Genomic DNA, 17673 nt, shown 5'->3' on the forward strand with positions numbered 1-17673 from the left:
TACGCCTCGTTACTCGATGACGACCAGCGGCTCGTCAAATTCAACCGGCTGACCACTTTCGACCAGAATCGCTTTAACAGTACCTGATTTGTCTGCTTCGATCTGGTTCATCATTTTCATCGCTTCAACGATGCACAGGGTATCGCCTACGTTGACTTTCTGACCCACTTCGATGAACGCCTTCGCGTCCGGGCTCGGGGTGCGGTAGAAAGTACCAACCATTGGGGAACGTACGATGTGACCACTGATTTCTGCTGCAGCGGCAGGTGCGGCTTCAGCTGCTGGCGCAACGGCTGCGGAGAGCGCAGGCTGCTGCACTGGCGCAGCATAAGCTTGCTGCATTACCGGGAAGCTAGCGGCTGGGGCTGCACGGCTGATGCGTACAGACTCTTCGCCTTCAGAAATTTCCAGTTCGGAGATGCCTGATTCTTCAACCAGCTCGATCAGTTTTTTAATCTTACGAATATCCATGAGTGGGTTCCGTACTCTTGTTTAGTGTGATTGTGACAAGCGTTTTACCGCTGTCTGTAAAGCGTATGAATAGCCGTCTGCGCCCAGTCCACAGATAACGCCAGCAGCGATATCCGACAGATACGAATGGTGACGGAACGGCTCTCGGGCGTGCACATTACTCAGGTGGATCTCGATAAACGGGATACTCACCGCAAGCAGTGCGTCGCGGATAGCAACACTGGTGTGCGTAAACGCGGCCGGATTGATCAGGATATAGTCCATATTGTCTTTAGCCTGATGAATACGGTCGATGAGTGCGTACTCCGCATTCGACTGAAAATGATCCAAATCCACATTCAGTGACGCTGCTTCCGTTCCCAGACGGTTAACAATTTCACTCAATGTTAGCGTGCCGTACTTCTCTGGCTCACGGGTGCCGAGCATGTTCAGGTTCGGTCCGTTCAAAACTAAGATATGGAATTTATCAGTCATTATGCCGCTATCTCCTGCGATTTTCGGGTAAAAAACAAAATATACCTTCGAAACGCAAATGTCACCTTTTCAGAGGCTTAAAACCGCTGTCAGGCGAACCAAGGTCGCACATTATAACGATTTCGTAGCATTTAGCAGCTAAATACTGGTCTTATCAGGGAAGATTATCAACCGCTATCCGAAAAAGATTTGCGGTTGACGGGTAATCTGCGGGAAAACGCACAGTTTCGCGAACTATCGCAACCACTGGCGGAACTTCTTGTAACGCCATGCCAAAAGCGCCACGGCCGCCAGTGCATAAAGGATTGGCTGCGGCGAGAGGATCTTCACCGACCACAGGTAATGAATGGGAGCGAGGATCGCGACAAGATAGACGAAGTTATGCAGAAGCTGCCAGCGCCTGCCCAGTTTTCGCTGCGCATATTGCGTGGATGTCAGCGCTAACGCCAGTAAAACCACCCAGCTCACGATACCCAGCGTCAGATACGGACGTGTCACCAGTTCGCGGCCAAGCAGCGCCAGATTGTTAATTCCCAGTTCCAGCAGGGCGTAGCTGGTGAGGTGCAGCGTCGCCCAGGCAAAACACCATAGCCCTAACAGCCGACGGGTGCGTATCAATAAGGGCTGTTTAGCGTAGCGCGCCAGCGGCGAGACGAGCAAGGTGGCCAGCAAAAATTTCAGAGCCATCCGACCGGTAAAATGCTGGATATCCTTTGCAGGATCTGCGCTAAAGAGCCCCTGGCTGGCGGCCCAGAACAGCCATATAAAAGGAAGCAGCCCGGCCAGGTGCAGCAGCACTTTCAGCCAGGTAATCTGTTTTGCCGTTAAACGCACTTAGAAGTTCTCCCGTAAGTTGAGGCCACGGTAAAGCGAGGCCACTTCATCCGCATAGCCGTTAAACAGCAGCGTCGGCTGGCGCTTTACGTCCAGCGCACCGCCGGAACCGATAAACCGCTCGGTTGCCTGCGACCAGCGCGGATGATCCACGTGCGGGTTCACGTTGGCGAAGAAACCGTATTCGTCCGGGGCCGCCAGATTCCAGGTGGTTGGCGGACGTTCGCGGGTAAGCTTAATGCTGACGATAGATTTAATCCCTTTGAAGCCATATTTCCACGGTACGGTTAAACGGATGGGGGCGCCGTTCTGCGGCGGAAGCGCTTTGCCATAAACGCCAACGGTCAGCAGGGTGAGGGGGTGCATAGCTTCGTCGAGGCGTAGCCCTTCCACATACGGATACTCAAGCCCGCCGCCGATGAACCGATCTTTCTGCCCGGGCATCTCGTCCGGCGCATAGCGCGTCTGGAAAGCGACATATTTTGCATTGCTGGTGGGTTCAACCATCGCCAGCAGTTTATGCAGCGGGAAACCGACCCAGGGCACAACCATCGACCAGGCCTCCACGCAGCGCATGCGGTAGATACGCTCTTCGAGCGGGAAACGGGTAGTAAGATCGTGGTGATCCAGCGTCAGGGGTTTCGCCACTTCGCCATCAATTTTCAGCGTCCACGGATCGGTTTTGAGGCTCCCCGCGTTGGCGGCAGGATCGGCCTTATCGAGACCAAATTCGTAGAAGTTGTTGTAGCCGGTAACTTTATCTTCCGGCGTGAGCGTCAGCTTGTTTTGCCATTCGGCCGGTTTCGTAAAGGTGAGCGGGGCGCCGGATGGGGCCTTTGGCCGATCGTTGCCTTTAAACCAGTCGAGCAGGTCGGCGTGTGCCGCGGGAGAGAGCGTCAGGGCTGTGGCGCTGATGCCAAGCATTTTCAGGATCTGGCGGCGCTGTAACATAAAGACAGACTCAGACGTTACGTCGGCTTCCGTCAGTTTTCGGTTTTTCATGGCATCCTCCGTCATGCGTTTTTCTAAGCATGACGGAGGAGAGGGATTCGCGCGAATATGTCACGAAAATTTGAAGATTAGGCGATTTTCACCAGCGCGCGGCCGTGGAACTGGTTGTCCATGATCTTACTGGCGTATTCCGGCGCCTGGCTGAGGGTTATCTCCGTTGCGCTCTGGGTATAGAAAGATTCCGGCAGATCGCGCACCAGCCGTTCCCAGGCTTCATGACGACGGGCCGGCGGGGTCATTACGGAATCCACACCCTGCAGGCGTACGTTACGCAGAATAAATGGCATCACGGTGGTTGGCAGGGCAAATCCGCCCGCCAGACCGCAGGCTGCCACGCAGCCGCCGTAGTTCATCTGCGCCAGGACTTTTGCCAGCACCTTATCACCGACGGTATCCACCGCCCCTGCCCAGACCTGTTTTTCCAGCGGACGGGTTTCGGCAAATTCGTCGCGGCTGAGAATGCGGCTGGCGCCGAGCTGGCGCAGATAGTCATGGGTGCTTTCTCGGCCGGAAACCGCAGCGACCTGATAGCCCAGCTTGTGGAGCAGCGTGACTGCCGTGCTGCCCACGCCGCCGCTCGCGCCGGTGACGACAATTTCCCCTGACTCAGGGCGAATACCCGCATCTTCCAGCGCCATCACGCACAGCATGGCGGTAAAGCCTGCCGTGCCGACGATCATTGCCTTGCGGCCATCCATGCCTTTCGGCACAGGCACCAGCCAGTCGCCCTTCACGCGCGCCTGCGTTGCCAGCCCGCCCCAGTGATTTTCACCCACGCCCCAGCCGGTGAGCAGCACATGCTGGCCTGGATGGAAGCGCGGATCCTCGCTGGTATGAACCCGGCCAGCGAAATCGATCCCCGGCACCATAGGGAAATTTCGGATGATTTTACCCTTACCGGTAATAGCCAGCGCATCTTTATAATTTAAACTGGACCAGTCGATGTCGACGGTTACGTCGCCTTCCGGCAGGCGACTCTCTTCAACCGCCTGCACTGAGGCAAGCGTTTTGCCGTCCTGCTGTTCTAAGATCAAAGCCTGCATACGGGGTCCTCACGACTCAGATGATTGGAAAATAATTTCTGAAGACTATACTCGCTCAGGGAAACGCAGTGCCGATTTAACGCAATAAATTGCCAGATACGCCCGATTTGGTAGTATGCCGCATTTGAAATGCAAGTTAGCGCTTACTCGCTACCCCATCAACCCACGGAGTAATCTCAAGGATGCGATTAACGACGAAGTTCTCAGCTTTTATCACCTTGCTGACGGGGCTTACCATTTTTGTCACGCTTCTGGGCTGTTCCCTGAGTTTTTACACCGCCATTCAGGACAAGCTGGTCAACCGGGTACAGTCTGTTGCCTCGGTGATTGATACGCGTCTGCTGACGACGCCCCTACCGGCGCTCTCCCGTGAGCTTGATGAGTTGATGGTACCTGTTGATATCGTTCAGATCGACATTCTGCAGGGAAAGCATCGTGTTTTAAGCCACGAACGACCGGGAAGCTATCGCCCCGCGGGCGTGGTAAGCCAGTATCGGGAAGTGACGGTGCATTCCCTTAAAAATCCGGGGATGACCATACACATGGTCTACCTCGATCCTATGGCCAGCTATTTCCGTTCCATGATGACCACCGCGCCGCTCACCGTCGCCGTTGCGTTTATCGTCCTGCTGATCTTTCTCGCGGTCCGCTGGCTGCGCCGCCAGCTCTCTGGTCAGGAGCTGCTGGAGATGCGATCCGTACGTATCCTGAACGGTGAACGCGGCCCGCAGGTGCGTGGCTCTGTTCACGAGTGGCCGTCACGCGCCAGCAGCGCGCTCGATACCCTGCTCTCCGAAATCCAGTTTGCCAGCGATCAGCGCAGCCGTATGGATACGCTGATCCGCTCTTATGCGGCGCAGGATAATAAAACTGGCCTTAACAACCGTCTTTTCTTTGATAATCAGCTCGCCACGCTGCTCGACGATTCAGAAAAAGTGGGGACACACGGGGTGGTGATGATGATTCGCCTGCCCGATTTCGATCTCCTGCGCGACACCTGGGGACAGCGAGCCGCGGAAGAAAACCTCTTTACGCTGATCAACCTGCTCTCCACCTTTATTATGCGCTACCCGGGCGCGCTGCTGGCCCGCTATCACCGCAGCGACTTTGCCGTGCTGTTGCCTCACCGTACGCTGAAGGAATCCGAAAGCATCGCCAGCCAGCTGCTGAAGGCGGTAGATGCGCTGCCGCAGAGCAAAATGCTCGACAGGGACGATATGGTCCACATGGGGATCTGCGCCTGGCGTGGTGGACAATCGACTGAACAGGTGATGGAGCACGCGGAAGCCGCTACCCGCAACGCCGTGTTGCAGGGAGCCAACGGATGGGCGGTTTATGATGACTCGCTGCCGGAAAAAGGGCGCGGCAACGTGCGCTGGCGCACGCTGATTGAGCAAATGCTCAGCCGCGGCGGGCCACGTATTTATCAAAAACCCGCGGTCATGAAAAACGGCAACGTTCATCACCGTGAACTGATGTGTCGTATTTTTGACGGTACCGAAGAGGTCATCTCTGCGGAATATCTGCCGATGGTGCTGCAATTTGGGCTGTCCGAAGAGTATGACCGCCAGCAAATTACCCGGCTGATTCCGTTTTTATCCTTCTGGCCTGAAGAAAACCTGGCGTTACAGGTCACCGTGGAGTCGTTAATACGCCCACGTTTTCAGCGCTGGCTACGTGATACGCTAATGCAATGCGAAAAATCGCAACGTAAACACATTATTTTTGAACTTGCTGAGGCCGATGTAGGTCAACACATCAGCCGGTTACGTCCGGTGGTACGTTTGATCAATGCGCTCGGTGCACGTATCGCTGTGACGCAGGCAGGTTTAACGCTGGTCAGCACCAGCTGGATCAAGGAACTGGATGTGGAGTTATTAAAGCTACATCCGGGGCTGGTAAGGAATATTGAGAAGCGTACGGAAAACCAGCTGCTGGTACAGAGTCTGGTAGAAGCGTGCAAGGGTACGCGAACACAAGTATTCGCCACGGGCGTGCGCTCCAGAAGCGAATGGCAGATGTTAACAGCGCGCGGCGTGATGGGTGGTCAGGGGGATTTTTTTGCTGCCTCTCAACCGCTTGACACCAACGTGAAAAAATATTTGCAAAGATACTCTGTTTGACCTGCCGTTTACGCTGTTTTCACGTAGAATATCGCGCCTGTAGCTTTGAGTATGTCGAGCAAAAAGCCAGTGAACGACCTGTAACGGGTTACAAACGTCAGTGGGGAACGCTACTGTTTACTCAGCCCTGAGGGAATCAGGGGATGATTTTGTAACATCAGGAAACGTACTGCACAAATTTTCACCGTTGCAGATGATTTTTGCGCCTTGTCGCTGCTGCGTGTGGTTGGTAAAGTAAGCGGATTTTGTTTTCCGCCCCAGCTTTCAGGATTATCCCTTAGTATGTTGAAAAAATTTCGTGGCATGTTTTCCAATGACCTGTCCATTGACCTGGGTACCGCGAATACCCTTATTTATGTAAAAGGACAAGGCATCGTATTGAATGAGCCTTCCGTTGTGGCCATTCGTCAGGATCGTGCAGGCTCGCCGAAAAGCGTGGCTGCAGTGGGTCATGACGCGAAGCAGATGCTGGGTCGTACCCCTGGCAACATCGCCGCCATTCGCCCAATGAAAGACGGCGTTATCGCCGACTTCTTCGTGACTGAAAAAATGCTTCAGCACTTCATCAAGCAGGTTCACAGCAACAGCTTCATGCGTCCAAGCCCGCGTGTTCTGGTGTGTGTGCCGGTTGGTGCAACCCAGGTAGAGCGTCGCGCAATCCGTGAATCTGCCCAGGGTGCAGGTGCACGTGAAGTGTTCCTGATTGAAGAGCCAATGGCTGCAGCCATTGGTGCGGGTCTGCCTGTTTCCGAAGCTACCGGTTCTATGGTTGTGGATATCGGTGGTGGTACCACTGAAGTGGCCGTTATCTCTCTGAACGGCGTGGTGTACTCCTCTTCCGTACGTATCGGTGGTGACCGCTTCGATGAAGCCATCATTAATTATGTGCGCCGTAACTACGGCTCTCTGATCGGTGAAGCCACCGCAGAGCGTATCAAACACGAAATCGGCTCTGCGTATCCGGGCGATGAAGTGCGTGAGATCGAAGTACGTGGCCGTAACCTGGCTGAAGGTGTTCCACGCGGTTTCACCCTGAACTCCAACGAAATTCTGGAAGCTCTGCAGGAACCACTGACGGGCATCGTGAGCGCGGTAATGGTTGCGCTGGAACAGTGCCCACCAGAGCTGGCGTCCGATATCTCCGAGCGCGGTATGGTTCTGACCGGTGGTGGTGCGCTGCTGCGTAACCTCGACCGCCTGTTAATGGAAGAGACAGGTATTCCTGTCGTAGTTGCAGAAGATCCACTGACTTGCGTCGCCCGTGGTGGTGGCAAGGCGCTGGAAATGATCGACATGCACGGCGGCGATTTGTTCAGCGAAGAGTAGTCGAGTTTGAGAGGGTAGCAATTTGCTACCCTTTCTCTCTGACGCGAGAATACGCATAGCCTATGAAGCCAATTTTTAGCCGTGGCCCATCGCTACAGTTTCGCCTTATTCTGGCGGTTCTGGTTGCGCTTGGGGTCATTATTGCCGATAGCCGCCTCGGTACGTTCAGCCAGATCAGAACGTACATGGATACCGCCGTCAGTCCTTTCTACTTTGTTTCAAATGGTCCCCGTGAACTGCTCGACTCCGTTTCTCAAACGCTGTCTTCGCGCGACCAACTCGAACTCGAAAACCGGGCATTACGTCAGGAACTGCTGCTCAAAAACAGCGAACTGCTGATGCTGGGGCAATACAAGCAGGAAAACGCGCGTCTGCGTGAGCTGCTCGGCTCGCCGCTGCGTCAGGATGAGCAGAAAATGGTCACGCAGGTGATCTCCACCGTGAACGACCCCTACAGCGATCAGGTTGTGATCGACAAAGGGAGCGTGAACGGGGTGTATGAAGGTCAGCCTGTTATCAGCGATAAAGGCGTTGTGGGCCAGGTTGTTGCCGTGGCTAAACTGACCAGCCGCGTGCTGCTGATTTGCGATGCCACGCATGCGCTGCCGATCCAGGTTCTGCGCAACGACATCCGCGTGATTGCGGCCGGTAACGGCTGTACGGACGACCTGCAGCTGGAACACCTGCCGGCTAACACGGATATCCGCGTGGGTGACGTGCTGGTGACGTCCGGCCTGGGTGGACGCTTCCCTGAAGGCTATCCGGTTGCGGTGGTCTCTTCGGTCAAGCTGGATACCCAACGTGCCTATACCGTGATTCAGGCCCGTCCAACCGCCGGGTTGCAGCGTCTGCGCTATCTGCTGCTGCTGTGGGGCGCCGATCGTAACGGTGCTAATCCGATGACGCCTGAAGAGGTGCATCGCGTGGCGAACGAGCGCCTGATGCAGATGATGCCGCAGGTTCTCCCGCCTGCGGATTCCATGGGGCCGCCTGCGCCAGTTCCGGCGCCGGCAACAGGGTTAACGCAGCCGCTGCCGGATGCGCCGCCACCGCCTAAACTCTCTTCGGGAGGGCAGTAGTGGCAAGCTATCGTAGCCAGGGACGCTGGGTCATCTGGCTCTCGTTTCTCATTGCACTGTTACTGCAAGTGATGCCCTGGCCGGATGACATTCTCGTTTTCCGGCCAAACTGGGTATTACTCATTTTACTCTACTGGATCCTTGCCCTGCCGCATCGCGTAAATGTCGGCACAGGTTTCGTGATGGGTGCCATACTGGATCTCATTAGCGGCTCTACGCTTGGCGTGCGCGCCTTGTCCATGAGCATTATTGCGTACCTCGTCGCACTCAAATTCCAGCTCTTTCGTAACCTTGCGCTCTGGCAACAGGCCCTGGTGGTGATGCTATTGTCGCTCGCTGCGGATATCGTTGTTTTCTGGGCAGAGTTTTTAGTGATCAACGTCTCTTTCCGACCGGAAGTGTTCTGGAGTAGTGTAGTAAACGGTGTGCTCTGGCCTTGGTTATTCCTGCTGATGCGTAAGGTTCGCCAGCAGTTTGCTGTGCAATAAAAGGTTTCTATGACGTCTTTGTATCTCGCTTCCGGCTCCCCGCGCCGTCAGGAACTCCTGACGCAGCTAGGCGTCTCTTTTGAACGCATCGTTACCGGCATTGAAGAAAAACGTGCTGAGGGCGAAAGCGCTCAACAGTACGTGTCTCGCCTGGCGCGCGAGAAAGCGCAGGCGGGCGTGGCCAGTGTGCCACGCGATCTTCCCGTGCTGGGAGCAGATACCATCGTTATTCTGAACGGTGAAGTGCTTGAGAAACCGCGCGACGCCGATCATGCGGCGCGCATGCTGCACAAAATGTCCGGACAAACGCATCAGGTGATGACGGCCGTCGCCCTGGCTGACCGCCAGCACGTGCTGGATTGCCTGGTAGTGACCGAAGTGACGTTCAGAGTACTTACCGACGACGACATCGCCGCTTATATTGCCAGCGGTGAACCAATGGATAAAGCAGGTGCATACGGTATTCAGGGGCTGGGTGGCTGTTTTGTCAGGAAGATTAATGGCAGCTATCACGCCGTAGTCGGCTTACCGCTGGTGGAAACGTATGAGTTGCTGAGCAATTTTAACTCACTGCGTGAGGGAAGGGATAATTATGACGGCTGAATTGTTGGTAAACGTAACGCCATCGGAAACCCGTGTGGCCTATATTGATGGTGGCATTCTTCAGGAAATTCATATTGAGCGTGAAGCGCGGCGCGGAATAGTAGGCAATATCTACAAAGGTCGTGTCAGTCGTGTACTACCGGGTATGCAGGCGGCTTTTGTAGATATTGGACTGGATAAGGCGGCATTTTTACATGCCTCCGATATCATGCCGCACACTGAGTGCGTCGCGGGCGAAGAGCAAAAGCAGTTTGCCGTGCGCGATATTTCTGAACTGGTGCGTCAGGGACAGGATCTGATGGTGCAGGTGGTGAAAGACCCCCTCGGTACCAAAGGCGCCCGTCTGACCACCGACATCACCTTACCTTCCCGCTATCTGGTCTTTATGCCCGGCGCGTCGCACGTGGGCGTTTCGCAACGTATTGAGAGCGAAACCGAGCGCGAGCGTCTGAAGAAAGTGGTCAGCGCCTACTGCGATGAACAGGGCGGGTTTATCATCCGTACCGCTGCGGAAGGGATCAGCGAAGAAGACCTGGCGTCGGATGCGGCTTACCTGAAGCGCGTCTGGACCAAGGTGATGGAGCGTAAAAAACGCAACCAGACCCGCTACCAGCTCTACGGTGAGCTGGCCCTTGCTCAGCGCGTTCTGCGCGACTTTGCCGATGCCCAGCTCGACCGCATCCGCGTGGACTCGCGCCTGACCTATGAAGCGCTGCTGGAATTTACCGCTGAGTACATCCCGGAGATGCCTGGCCTGCTGGAGCATTATTCAGGGCGTCAGCCGATTTTCGATCTCTATGATGTCGAAAACGAGATCCAGCGCGCGCTGGAGCGTAAGGTTGAGCTGAAGTCAGGCGGCTATCTGATCATCGATCAGACCGAAGCGATGACCACCGTCGATATCAACACCGGCGCGTTCGTCGGCCATCGCAACCTGGATGACACCATCTTCAACACTAACATCGAAGCCACGCAGGCCATTGCGCGGCAGCTTCGTCTGCGCAATCTGGGCGGCATTATCATCATCGACTTCATCGATATGAGTAATGAAGACCATCGTCGTCGCGTGCTGCACTCGCTTGAGCAGGTGCTGAGCAAAGATCGCGTGAAAACCAGCATTAACGGCTTCTCGCAGCTGGGGCTGGTGGAAATGACGCGTAAGCGTACCCGCGAGAGCGTTGAGCATGTGCTGTGTAATGAATGCCCAACCTGCCATGGGCGCGGAACGGTAAAGACGGTTGAGACCGTCTGCTACGAAATTATGCGTGAAATCGTTCGTGTCCATCATGCCTACGACTCCGATCGTTTTCTGGTCTATGCTTCCCCTGCGGTGGCTGAAGCGCTGAAAGGCGAAGAGTCGCACGCGCTGGCGGAAGTGGAAATCTTTGTCGGCAAACAGGTAAAAGTACAAATTGAACCGCTCTATAACCAGGAGCAGTTTGACGTCGTGATGATGTAAGACGCAGTACGCTGCGTGACGAAAGCTGACAAGGAGAGATGCGTGAGGCGATTGCCGGGGATTTTATTGCTTACAGGGGCAACGCTGGTCGTGATTGTCGCGTTGCTCGTGAGCGGGCTACGCCTCGTATTACCGCATCTGGACAGCTGGCGTCCGCAGCTGCTGGCTAAAATTGAGTCCACCACCGGCGTGCCGGTGAACGTAAGCCAGATTAGCGCTAACTGGCAGAATTTTGGCCCGACGCTCGATGTCCGGGATATCAACGCCAGCCTGAAAGATGGCGGTCACCTGAAAATCAAACGCGTAACCCTGGCGCTGGACGTCTGGCAAAGCCTGCTTCATCTGCGCTGGCAGTTTCGCGATCTCACCTTTTATCAACTCCAGTTCCTGACCAATACGCCGCTGTCCGGTGGCGATAGCGGTCAGGGTCTTGAAGCCAACCGCTTTAGCGATCTTTTCCTCCGTCAGTTCGATCATTTCGATCTCCGCGACAGCGAAGTGAGCTTCATTACCCTTTCCGGCCAGCGCGCCGAACTGGCGATCCCTCAGCTGACCTGGCTCAACGGTAAAGAACGTCACCGCGCCGAGGGGCAGGTCAATCTCTCAAGCCTGAACGGCCAGCACGGCGTGATGCAGGTGCGCATGGATCTGCGGGACGATGACGGTCTGTTAAACAACGGCAAAGTCTGGCTGCAGGCCGACGATGTGGACGTAAAGCCGTGGCTGGGCGACTGGCTCCAGCAAAATATGCAGCTGGAGACTGCCCGTTTCAGCCTTGAAGGCTGGCTGACCCTGACCAAAGGTGAATTTGCCAGCGGCGATATCTGGCTCAAGCAGGGGGGCGCCAGCTGGAAAGGCGAAAAACAGCAGCATCAGCTTTCCGTCGATAACCTCACCGCGCACGTGACCCAGGAAAAAGAGGGCTGGCAGTTTGCCATTCCGGATACGCGCATCACCATGGACGGCAAGCCGTGGCCGCGCGGTGCGCTGACGCTGGCCTGGATGCCGGAGCAGGACGTCGGCGGCACGGCCAGTAAACGCAGCGACGAGCTGCGCATCCGCGCCAGCAACCTCGATTTGGCTGCCATTGAAGGCTTGCGCTCGATGGCGGCAAAACTCTCTCCGGATCTGGGCGAGATCTGGCTGGCAACGCAGCCGAGCGGGAAAATAGACGCTCTGGCGCTGGATATCCCGCTCCAGGCGACGGAAAAAACCCGCTTCCAGGCAACATGGAAAGATCTTGCCTGGAAGCAGTGGAAGCTGCTGCCGGGGGCGGAACACTTTAGCGGCAAGCTGGAAGGCAGCGTGGAAAACGGCAGGCTAACGGTTGATATGCACGATGCCAAAATGCCTTACGAGACGGTCTTCCGCGCGCCGCTGGAAATCGAACAGGGCAGCGCGGTGCTTAACTGGCTCCGTAACGACAAGGGCTTCCAGCTTGATGGTCGCCATATCGATGTGAAAGCCAAAGCGGTGCACGCGCGCGGCGATTTCCGCTATCTGCAGCCTGTAGGTGACGAGTCGTGGCTGGGCATTCTGGCCGGGATCAGCACCGATGACGGCTCTCAGGCCTGGCGCTACTTCCCGGAAAACCTGATGGGAAAAGCCCTGGTGGACTATCTCAGCGGCGCGATTCAGGGCGGTCAGGCGGACAATGCCACGCTGGTGTACGGCGGTAACCCGCATCTTTTCCCGTACAAACATAATGAAGGCCAGTTCCAGGTGCTGGTGCCGCTGCATAACGCGACATTTGCGTTCCAGCCCGGCTGGCCCGCGCTGAAAGACCTGGATATCGAGCTCAACTTCCTCAATGACGGACTATGGATGAAGTCCGACAGCGTGGCGCTGGGCGGCGTGACGGCCAGCAACCTGACGGCCAACATCCCGGATTACTCCAAAGAGAAGCTGCTGATTGATGCCGACATCAATGGCCCGGGCAAAGCGGTGGGGCCGTACTTTGAGGAGACGCCCCTGAAAGATTCGCTGGCGGCGACGCTCCAGCAGCTACAGCTTGATGGCGATGTGAATGCTCGCTTACATCTTGATATCCCGCTGGACGGCGAGATGACCACCGCCAAAGGCGACGTCCGCCTTAAGAACAACAGCCTGTTCATCAAACCCCTTGAGAGCACGCTGAAAAATCTCAGCGGGCAGTTCAGCTTTGACAACGGAAACCTGAAGAGCGAGCCGCTTACGGCCAGCTGGTTTAATCAGCCCGTTAATATCGACTTCACGACCACCGAGGGTGAAAAGGCTTATCAGGTAGCCGTCAATCTGGACGGTAACTGGCAGCCAGCGCGCATGGAGGTCCTGCCGAAACCCATTGAGGCGTCAGTGCAGGGCGCAGTCGCCTGGCAGGGTAAAGTGGCAATCGACCTGCCATATCACGCGGGTGCTCAGTATAAGGTCGACATCACGGGCGATCTGAAAAACCTTCAGAGCCAGCTGCCTGCGCCGCTGGATAAACAGGCCGGACAGCCGCTGCCGGTAAAGCTGAACGTCGATGGCAACCTGAACAGCTTCGCGTTGACCGGAAGCGCGGGCGGGACAAACCACTTCAACAGCCGCTGGCTGCTTAACCGCAAGCTCACCCTCGACAAAGCCATCTGGACAACGGATAGCCGCTCCACGCCGCCTCTGCCGGAGCAGTCGGGCATTGAGCTGAATCTCCCGCCGATGGACGGTGCAGAGTGGCTGGCGCTGTTCCAGAAAGGCGTTGGGCAAAACGTTGATGAAACCGCCCAGTTCCCGCAAGCCATTACCGTACGCACGCCGTCACTGATGCTGGGTGGGCAGCAGTGGAACAACCTGAGCCTGGTTTCACAGCCTGGCGCTAACGGCACGAAGGTGGAGGCCCAGGGAAGGGAGATCAACGGCACGCTGACCATGCGCAATCACGCGCCGTGGCAGGCGGCGATCCGCTACCTCTACTACAACCCGGCAAGCGCCGCGAGCGGGAAAGATAAACCGGCAGAAGCCTCGCCGCTGAGTAATGTCTCCCGCGTCGATTTTAGCGGCTGGCCCGATCTCCAGCTGCGCTGCGCGGAGTGCTGGCTGTGGGGGCAGAAATACGGCCGTATTGACGGTGATTTCACTATTCAGGCCAACACGCTTACGCTCTCCGGCGGCCTGGTTGATACCGGTTTTGGCCGCATGACGGCCGCAGGGGAATGGGTGAACAACCCGGGCGAGCAGCGAACGTCCCTGAAGGGCGACATTAAAGGCAACAAGCTGGATGCGGCAGCCAATTTCTTTGGAATCAGCACGCCGCTGCGCGGCTCGTCGTTTGACGTCGATTACGATCTTCACTGGCGTGACGCCCCGTGGAAGCCGGATGAGGCCTCGCTGAACGGCATTCTGAAAACCCGCTTCGGCAAAGGTGAAATTGCCGACGTGAGCACGGGGCGCGCCGGGCAGATCCTGCGCCTGCTGAGTTTTGATGCGCTGCTGCGCAAGCTGCGCTTCGATTTCAGCGATACCTTCAGCGAAGGTTTCTACTACGATTCCATCCGCAGCACGGCGTGGATCAAGGACGGCGTTCTGCATACGGACGACACGCTGGTGGATGGCCTGGAAGCGGATATCGCCATGAAAGGCTCCGTTAACCTCGTGCGTCGCGAGCTGGATATGGAAGCCGTGGTGGCGCCGGAAATTTCCGCGAGCGTGGGCGTGGCGGCGGCCTTTGTGGTGAACCCGATTGTCGGTGCGGCGGTGTTTGCCGCCAGCAAAGTGCTGGGGCCGCTGTGGAGCAAGGTCTCCATTCTGCGCTACCGCATTACCGGTCCGGTAGATAAACCGCAGATTAACGAGGTGCTGCGCCAGCCGCGCAAAGATGCACAGCAATGATTTGACGTGGGCAGGTAATTGCCTCACTCTCAATAAATACGATCTTTATACCGCCACGGGCGGCAACGAACGAGTAGCAATACGATGAGTCTGAACCTGGTAAGTGAACATTTGCTCGCAGCGAACGGCCTGAGCCATCAGGACCTGTTCTCCATTCTTGGTCAACTGACCGAACGCCGTCTCGACTACGGCGACCTTTATTTCCAGTCGAGCTATCACGAATCCTGGGTTTTAGAAGACAGCATCATCAAAGATGGCTCCTACAACATTGACCAGGGCGTCGGCGTCCGTGCCGTCAGCGGCGAGAAAACCGGTTTTGCCTATGCCGATCAGATTAGCCTCACCGCACTCGAGCAGAGCGCGCAGGCCGCACGTACCATTGTGCGTGATACCGGCGATGGTCGCGTGAAAACCCTGGGCGAAGTGCAGCACTCAGCGCTTTATACCAGCATCGATCCGCTGCAGAGCATGAGCCGTGAAGAGAAGCTGGATATCCTGCGTCGCGTGGACAAAGTCGCCCGCGCGGCGGATAAACGCGTGCAGGAAGTTTCAGCCAGCCTGAGCGGCGTGTATGAGTTGATTCTGGTTGCGGCAACGGACGGTACCCTTGCGGCAGACGTTCGCCCGCTGGTGCGCCTCTCTATCAGCGTGCAGGTCGATGACGACGGCAAACGCGAACGCGGCTCAAGCGGCGGCGGCGGTCGTTTCGGCTATGACTGGTTCCTGGGCGACGTTGATGGTGAAGCACGCGCCGACGCGTGGGCGAAAGAAGCCGTGCGCATGGCGCTGGTGAATCTGAATGCCGTCGCGGCGCCGGCGGGCTCATTCCCGGTGGTGCTGGGCGCCGGCTGGCCGGGCGTGCTGTTACACGAAGCCGTAGGCCACGGCCTGGAAGGCGACTTTAACCGTCGCGGGACGTCCGTGTTCAGCGGTCAGATCGGGCAGCTTGTCTCCTCTGAGCTGTGCACCGTGGTGGATGACGGCACCATGCGCGATCGTCGCGGCTCGGTGGCTATCGACGATGAAGGTACGCCAGGCCAGTACAATGTGCTGATCGAAAACGGCGTGCTGAAAGGCTACATGCAGGACAAACTCAACGCGCGCCTGATGGGCGTCGCGCCGACGGGCAACGGACGCCGTGAATCTTACGCGCACCTGCCGATGCCACGCATGACTAACACGTACATGCTGCCGGGCAAATCCACGCCGCAGGAGATTATCGAATCCGTTGATTACGGTATCTTTGCGCCAAACTTTGGCGGCGGCCAGGTGGACATCACCTCCGGTAAGTTTGTTTTCTCCACGTCAGAAGCGTATCTGATCGAGAAAGGCAAAGTGACCAAAGCGGTGAAGGGGGCGACGCTGATTGGCTCCGGTATTGAAGCCATGCAGCAGATCTCTATGGTCGGTAACGATCTGAAGCTGGATAACGGCGTGGGCGTCTGCGGTAAAGAGGGCCAGAGCCTGCCGGTTGGCGTGGGCCAGCCAACGCTGAAGGTGGACAACCTGACGGTGGGCGGCACGGCGTAATTTCCTGACCCTCTCCCCAAAGGGGAGAGGGGACTGCTCCACGCTGTCTTTTCTCCCTCGTCCTTTTGGAAAAGACCTACTCTTTCCTTCTCCCCCGCATCCCCTGAAACAGCTCCGCCACGTCCACAAAATACTCGGTCAGATAGTTAATACACACCTGGACCTTGAGCGGGAGTTTGTCTTTTTCGGTATACAGGGCGTACACCGGACGCGGATCGGACTGATAGCGCGGGAAGAGGATCTCCAGCACGCCGCTGTTGATCTCGTTGATCACCCACATTAACGGCACGTAGGCGATCCCGGCGCCGGCCACCAGCCAGCGTGAAATCGTCATCGGATCGTTAGTGACAAACCGTCCTTCCGGCAGCAGCCTGGTGGAGATCCCTTCCGGAGCGATCAGCTCAAATTCATTATCGGGCCGCACGCTGTACTCCAGCCACGAGTGGTTGGAGAGATCGGCGGGTTTCTCCGGAACGCCGTACTGCGCCAGATAGCTTTTCGAGGCGCAGACGACCATCGGCATGCTGCCCAGCCGTCGCGAGAACAGGCTGGAATCCTGCAACGCGCCGACGCGGATCACCACGTCCAGCCCGTCGGCAATCAGATCCGGCGCCGGGATACCCGTCACCAGATTGACCGTAAGACCGGGGTACTCTTTCAGCATATCCGCCGTCATGGCAGCGAGAACATTTTGTGCCATAGTTGAAGAACACCCGATGCGCAGCGTGCCGATAGGGGTGTTGTTGAAGGCATAGAGCTGTTCGTGAACATCCTGCACTTCAAGCAGCATGCGGCGACAGCCCTGATAGTAAATTTTACCCGCTTCCGTCAGCCCAATGCTGCGGGTACTGCGGTTGAGCAGCTTGACCTGAAGCTCATCTTCCAGTTTGGACACCGTCTGGCTGATGGATGAGACGCTCATCTGAAGCTGGCGGGCAGCGGCGGTAAACGAGCCCAGCTCAACCACTTTGGCGAAGACCGACATGCGTTTTAAACGTTCCATTGTTCACTCTGGCTTAAAAGTGATTTAGATCACATATTATAGGTAACAGCATAACAGTTACGTTAATATATTATTTATTACATAACGGCTGCGCCATTCTCGCCCGGCGTTTCTTGCTCTCCTGCGGTGGCGTGCGCTAAAAAATTCTGAAGCCTGCACTCTCTCTTATCAAGGTCAACATGAGTCTGTTTCCCGTTATCGTGGTGTTCGGTCTGTCGTTCCCACCGATATTTTTCGAGCTTCTTTTATCACTGGCGATCTTCTGGCTGGTGCGCAAGGTGCTGGTCCCTACCGGGATCTACGATTTCGTCTGGCACCCTGCATTGTTCAATACCGCGCTGTATTGCTGCCTGTTTTACCTGATATCGCGCATGTTTGTCTGA

General features: G+C 56.5%; 15 protein-coding genes. 9 read left to right on the forward strand and 6 right to left on the reverse strand.

Annotation, left to right across the window (positions count from 1 at the left end; translation table 11 throughout):
* Window positions 1–9: 9 nt before the first annotated feature.
* The 5 genes from accB to SPH27_RS14790 form a co-directional block, all read right to left on the reverse strand.
* Window positions 10–471, reverse strand: coding sequence for an acetyl-CoA carboxylase biotin carboxyl carrier protein (accB, locus tag SPH27_RS14770; protein ID WP_010436174.1), 462 nt, complete (start codon window positions 469–471; stop codon window positions 10–12).
* A 21-nt stretch (window positions 472–492) separates the two neighbouring features.
* Entirely contained in the window at window positions 493–945 is a 453-nt protein-coding gene (aroQ, locus tag SPH27_RS14775) for a type II 3-dehydroquinate dehydratase (RefSeq protein WP_182071499.1), read from the reverse strand.
* A 234-nt stretch (window positions 946–1179) separates the two neighbouring features.
* Window positions 1180–1779 (reverse strand): protein-methionine-sulfoxide reductase heme-binding subunit MsrQ, encoded by a 600-nt coding sequence (msrQ, locus tag SPH27_RS14780; protein WP_032659655.1) that lies wholly within the window; start codon window positions 1777–1779, stop codon window positions 1180–1182.
* Window positions 1780–2781: a protein-methionine-sulfoxide reductase catalytic subunit MsrP gene (gene msrP / locus SPH27_RS14785; protein WP_032659657.1), complete on the reverse strand. Its 1002-nt coding sequence runs from the start codon at window positions 2779–2781 to the stop codon at window positions 1780–1782. It abuts the gene before it with no gap.
* Between the two features lie 77 nt (window positions 2782–2858).
* The gene (locus tag SPH27_RS14790; RefSeq protein WP_032659658.1) at window positions 2859–3833 is read right to left on the reverse strand and encodes an MDR family oxidoreductase; all 975 of its coding nucleotides are present in this window, start codon (window positions 3831–3833) and stop codon (window positions 2859–2861) included.
* Window positions 3834–4015: 182 nt separating this feature from the next.
* On the opposite strand from SPH27_RS14790, the gene csrD reads away from it, so the two are divergent.
* The 8 genes from csrD to tldD all read left to right on the forward strand — a co-directional run bounded on the left by csrD (window position 4016) and on the right by tldD (window position 16287).
* Window positions 4016–5956 carry an RNase E specificity factor CsrD gene (csrD, locus tag SPH27_RS14795; RefSeq protein WP_033146768.1) on the forward strand — a complete coding sequence of 647 codons (1941 nt, stop codon included), beginning with the start codon at window positions 4016–4018 and terminating at the stop codon, window positions 5954–5956.
* Between the two features lie 282 nt (window positions 5957–6238).
* Window positions 6239–7282: a rod shape-determining protein MreB gene (mreB, locus tag SPH27_RS14800; RefSeq protein WP_000913396.1), complete on the forward strand. Its 1044-nt coding sequence runs from the start codon at window positions 6239–6241 to the stop codon at window positions 7280–7282.
* Window positions 7283–7344: 62 nt separating this feature from the next.
* Window positions 7345–8361 carry a rod shape-determining protein MreC gene (gene mreC / locus SPH27_RS14805; protein ID WP_023309400.1) on the forward strand — a complete coding sequence of 339 codons (1017 nt, stop codon included), beginning with the start codon at window positions 7345–7347 and terminating at the stop codon, window positions 8359–8361.
* A complete protein-coding gene (gene mreD, locus SPH27_RS14810; RefSeq protein WP_023309399.1) occupies window positions 8361–8849 on the forward strand; it encodes a rod shape-determining protein MreD in 489 nt (162 codons plus the stop codon). Before mreC ends, mreD begins: the two co-directional genes overlap by 1 nt.
* A 9-nt stretch (window positions 8850–8858) precedes the next feature.
* On the forward strand, window positions 8859–9452 hold the full coding sequence (locus SPH27_RS14815; protein ID WP_023309398.1) for a Maf family protein: 594 nt from the start codon (window positions 8859–8861) through the stop codon (window positions 9450–9452).
* On the forward strand, window positions 9442–10911 hold the full coding sequence (rng, locus tag SPH27_RS14820; RefSeq protein WP_322435701.1) for a ribonuclease G: 1470 nt from the start codon (window positions 9442–9444) through the stop codon (window positions 10909–10911). Before SPH27_RS14815 ends, rng begins: the two co-directional genes overlap by 11 nt.
* 42 nt (window positions 10912–10953) lie before the next feature.
* Window positions 10954–14757: an AsmA2 domain-containing protein YhdP gene (yhdP, locus tag SPH27_RS14825; RefSeq protein WP_182071500.1), complete on the forward strand. Its 3804-nt coding sequence runs from the start codon at window positions 10954–10956 to the stop codon at window positions 14755–14757.
* 84 nt (window positions 14758–14841) lie between these two features.
* Window positions 14842–16287: a metalloprotease TldD gene (gene tldD, locus SPH27_RS14830; protein ID WP_029740073.1), complete on the forward strand. Its 1446-nt coding sequence runs from the start codon at window positions 14842–14844 to the stop codon at window positions 16285–16287.
* A 76-nt stretch (window positions 16288–16363) separates the two neighbouring features.
* On the opposite strand, the gene aaeR is transcribed toward tldD, so the two are convergent.
* Window positions 16364–17290: an HTH-type transcriptional activator AaeR gene (gene aaeR / locus SPH27_RS14835; protein ID WP_182071501.1), complete on the reverse strand. Its 927-nt coding sequence runs from the start codon at window positions 17288–17290 to the stop codon at window positions 16364–16366.
* A gap of 179 nt (window positions 17291–17469) precedes the next feature.
* Here aaeR and aaeX point away from each other — a divergent pair, with 179 nt between their 5' ends.
* Window positions 17470–17673 carry a p-hydroxybenzoic acid efflux pump operon protein AaeX gene (gene aaeX, locus SPH27_RS14840; protein WP_003860416.1) on the forward strand — a complete coding sequence of 68 codons (204 nt, stop codon included), beginning with the start codon at window positions 17470–17472 and terminating at the stop codon, window positions 17671–17673.

The sequence above is a fragment of the Enterobacter sp. A103 genome (assembly GCF_034427535.1).
GTDB classification, from domain to species: Bacteria; Pseudomonadota; Gammaproteobacteria; order Enterobacterales; family Enterobacteriaceae; genus Enterobacter; species Enterobacter asburiae_B.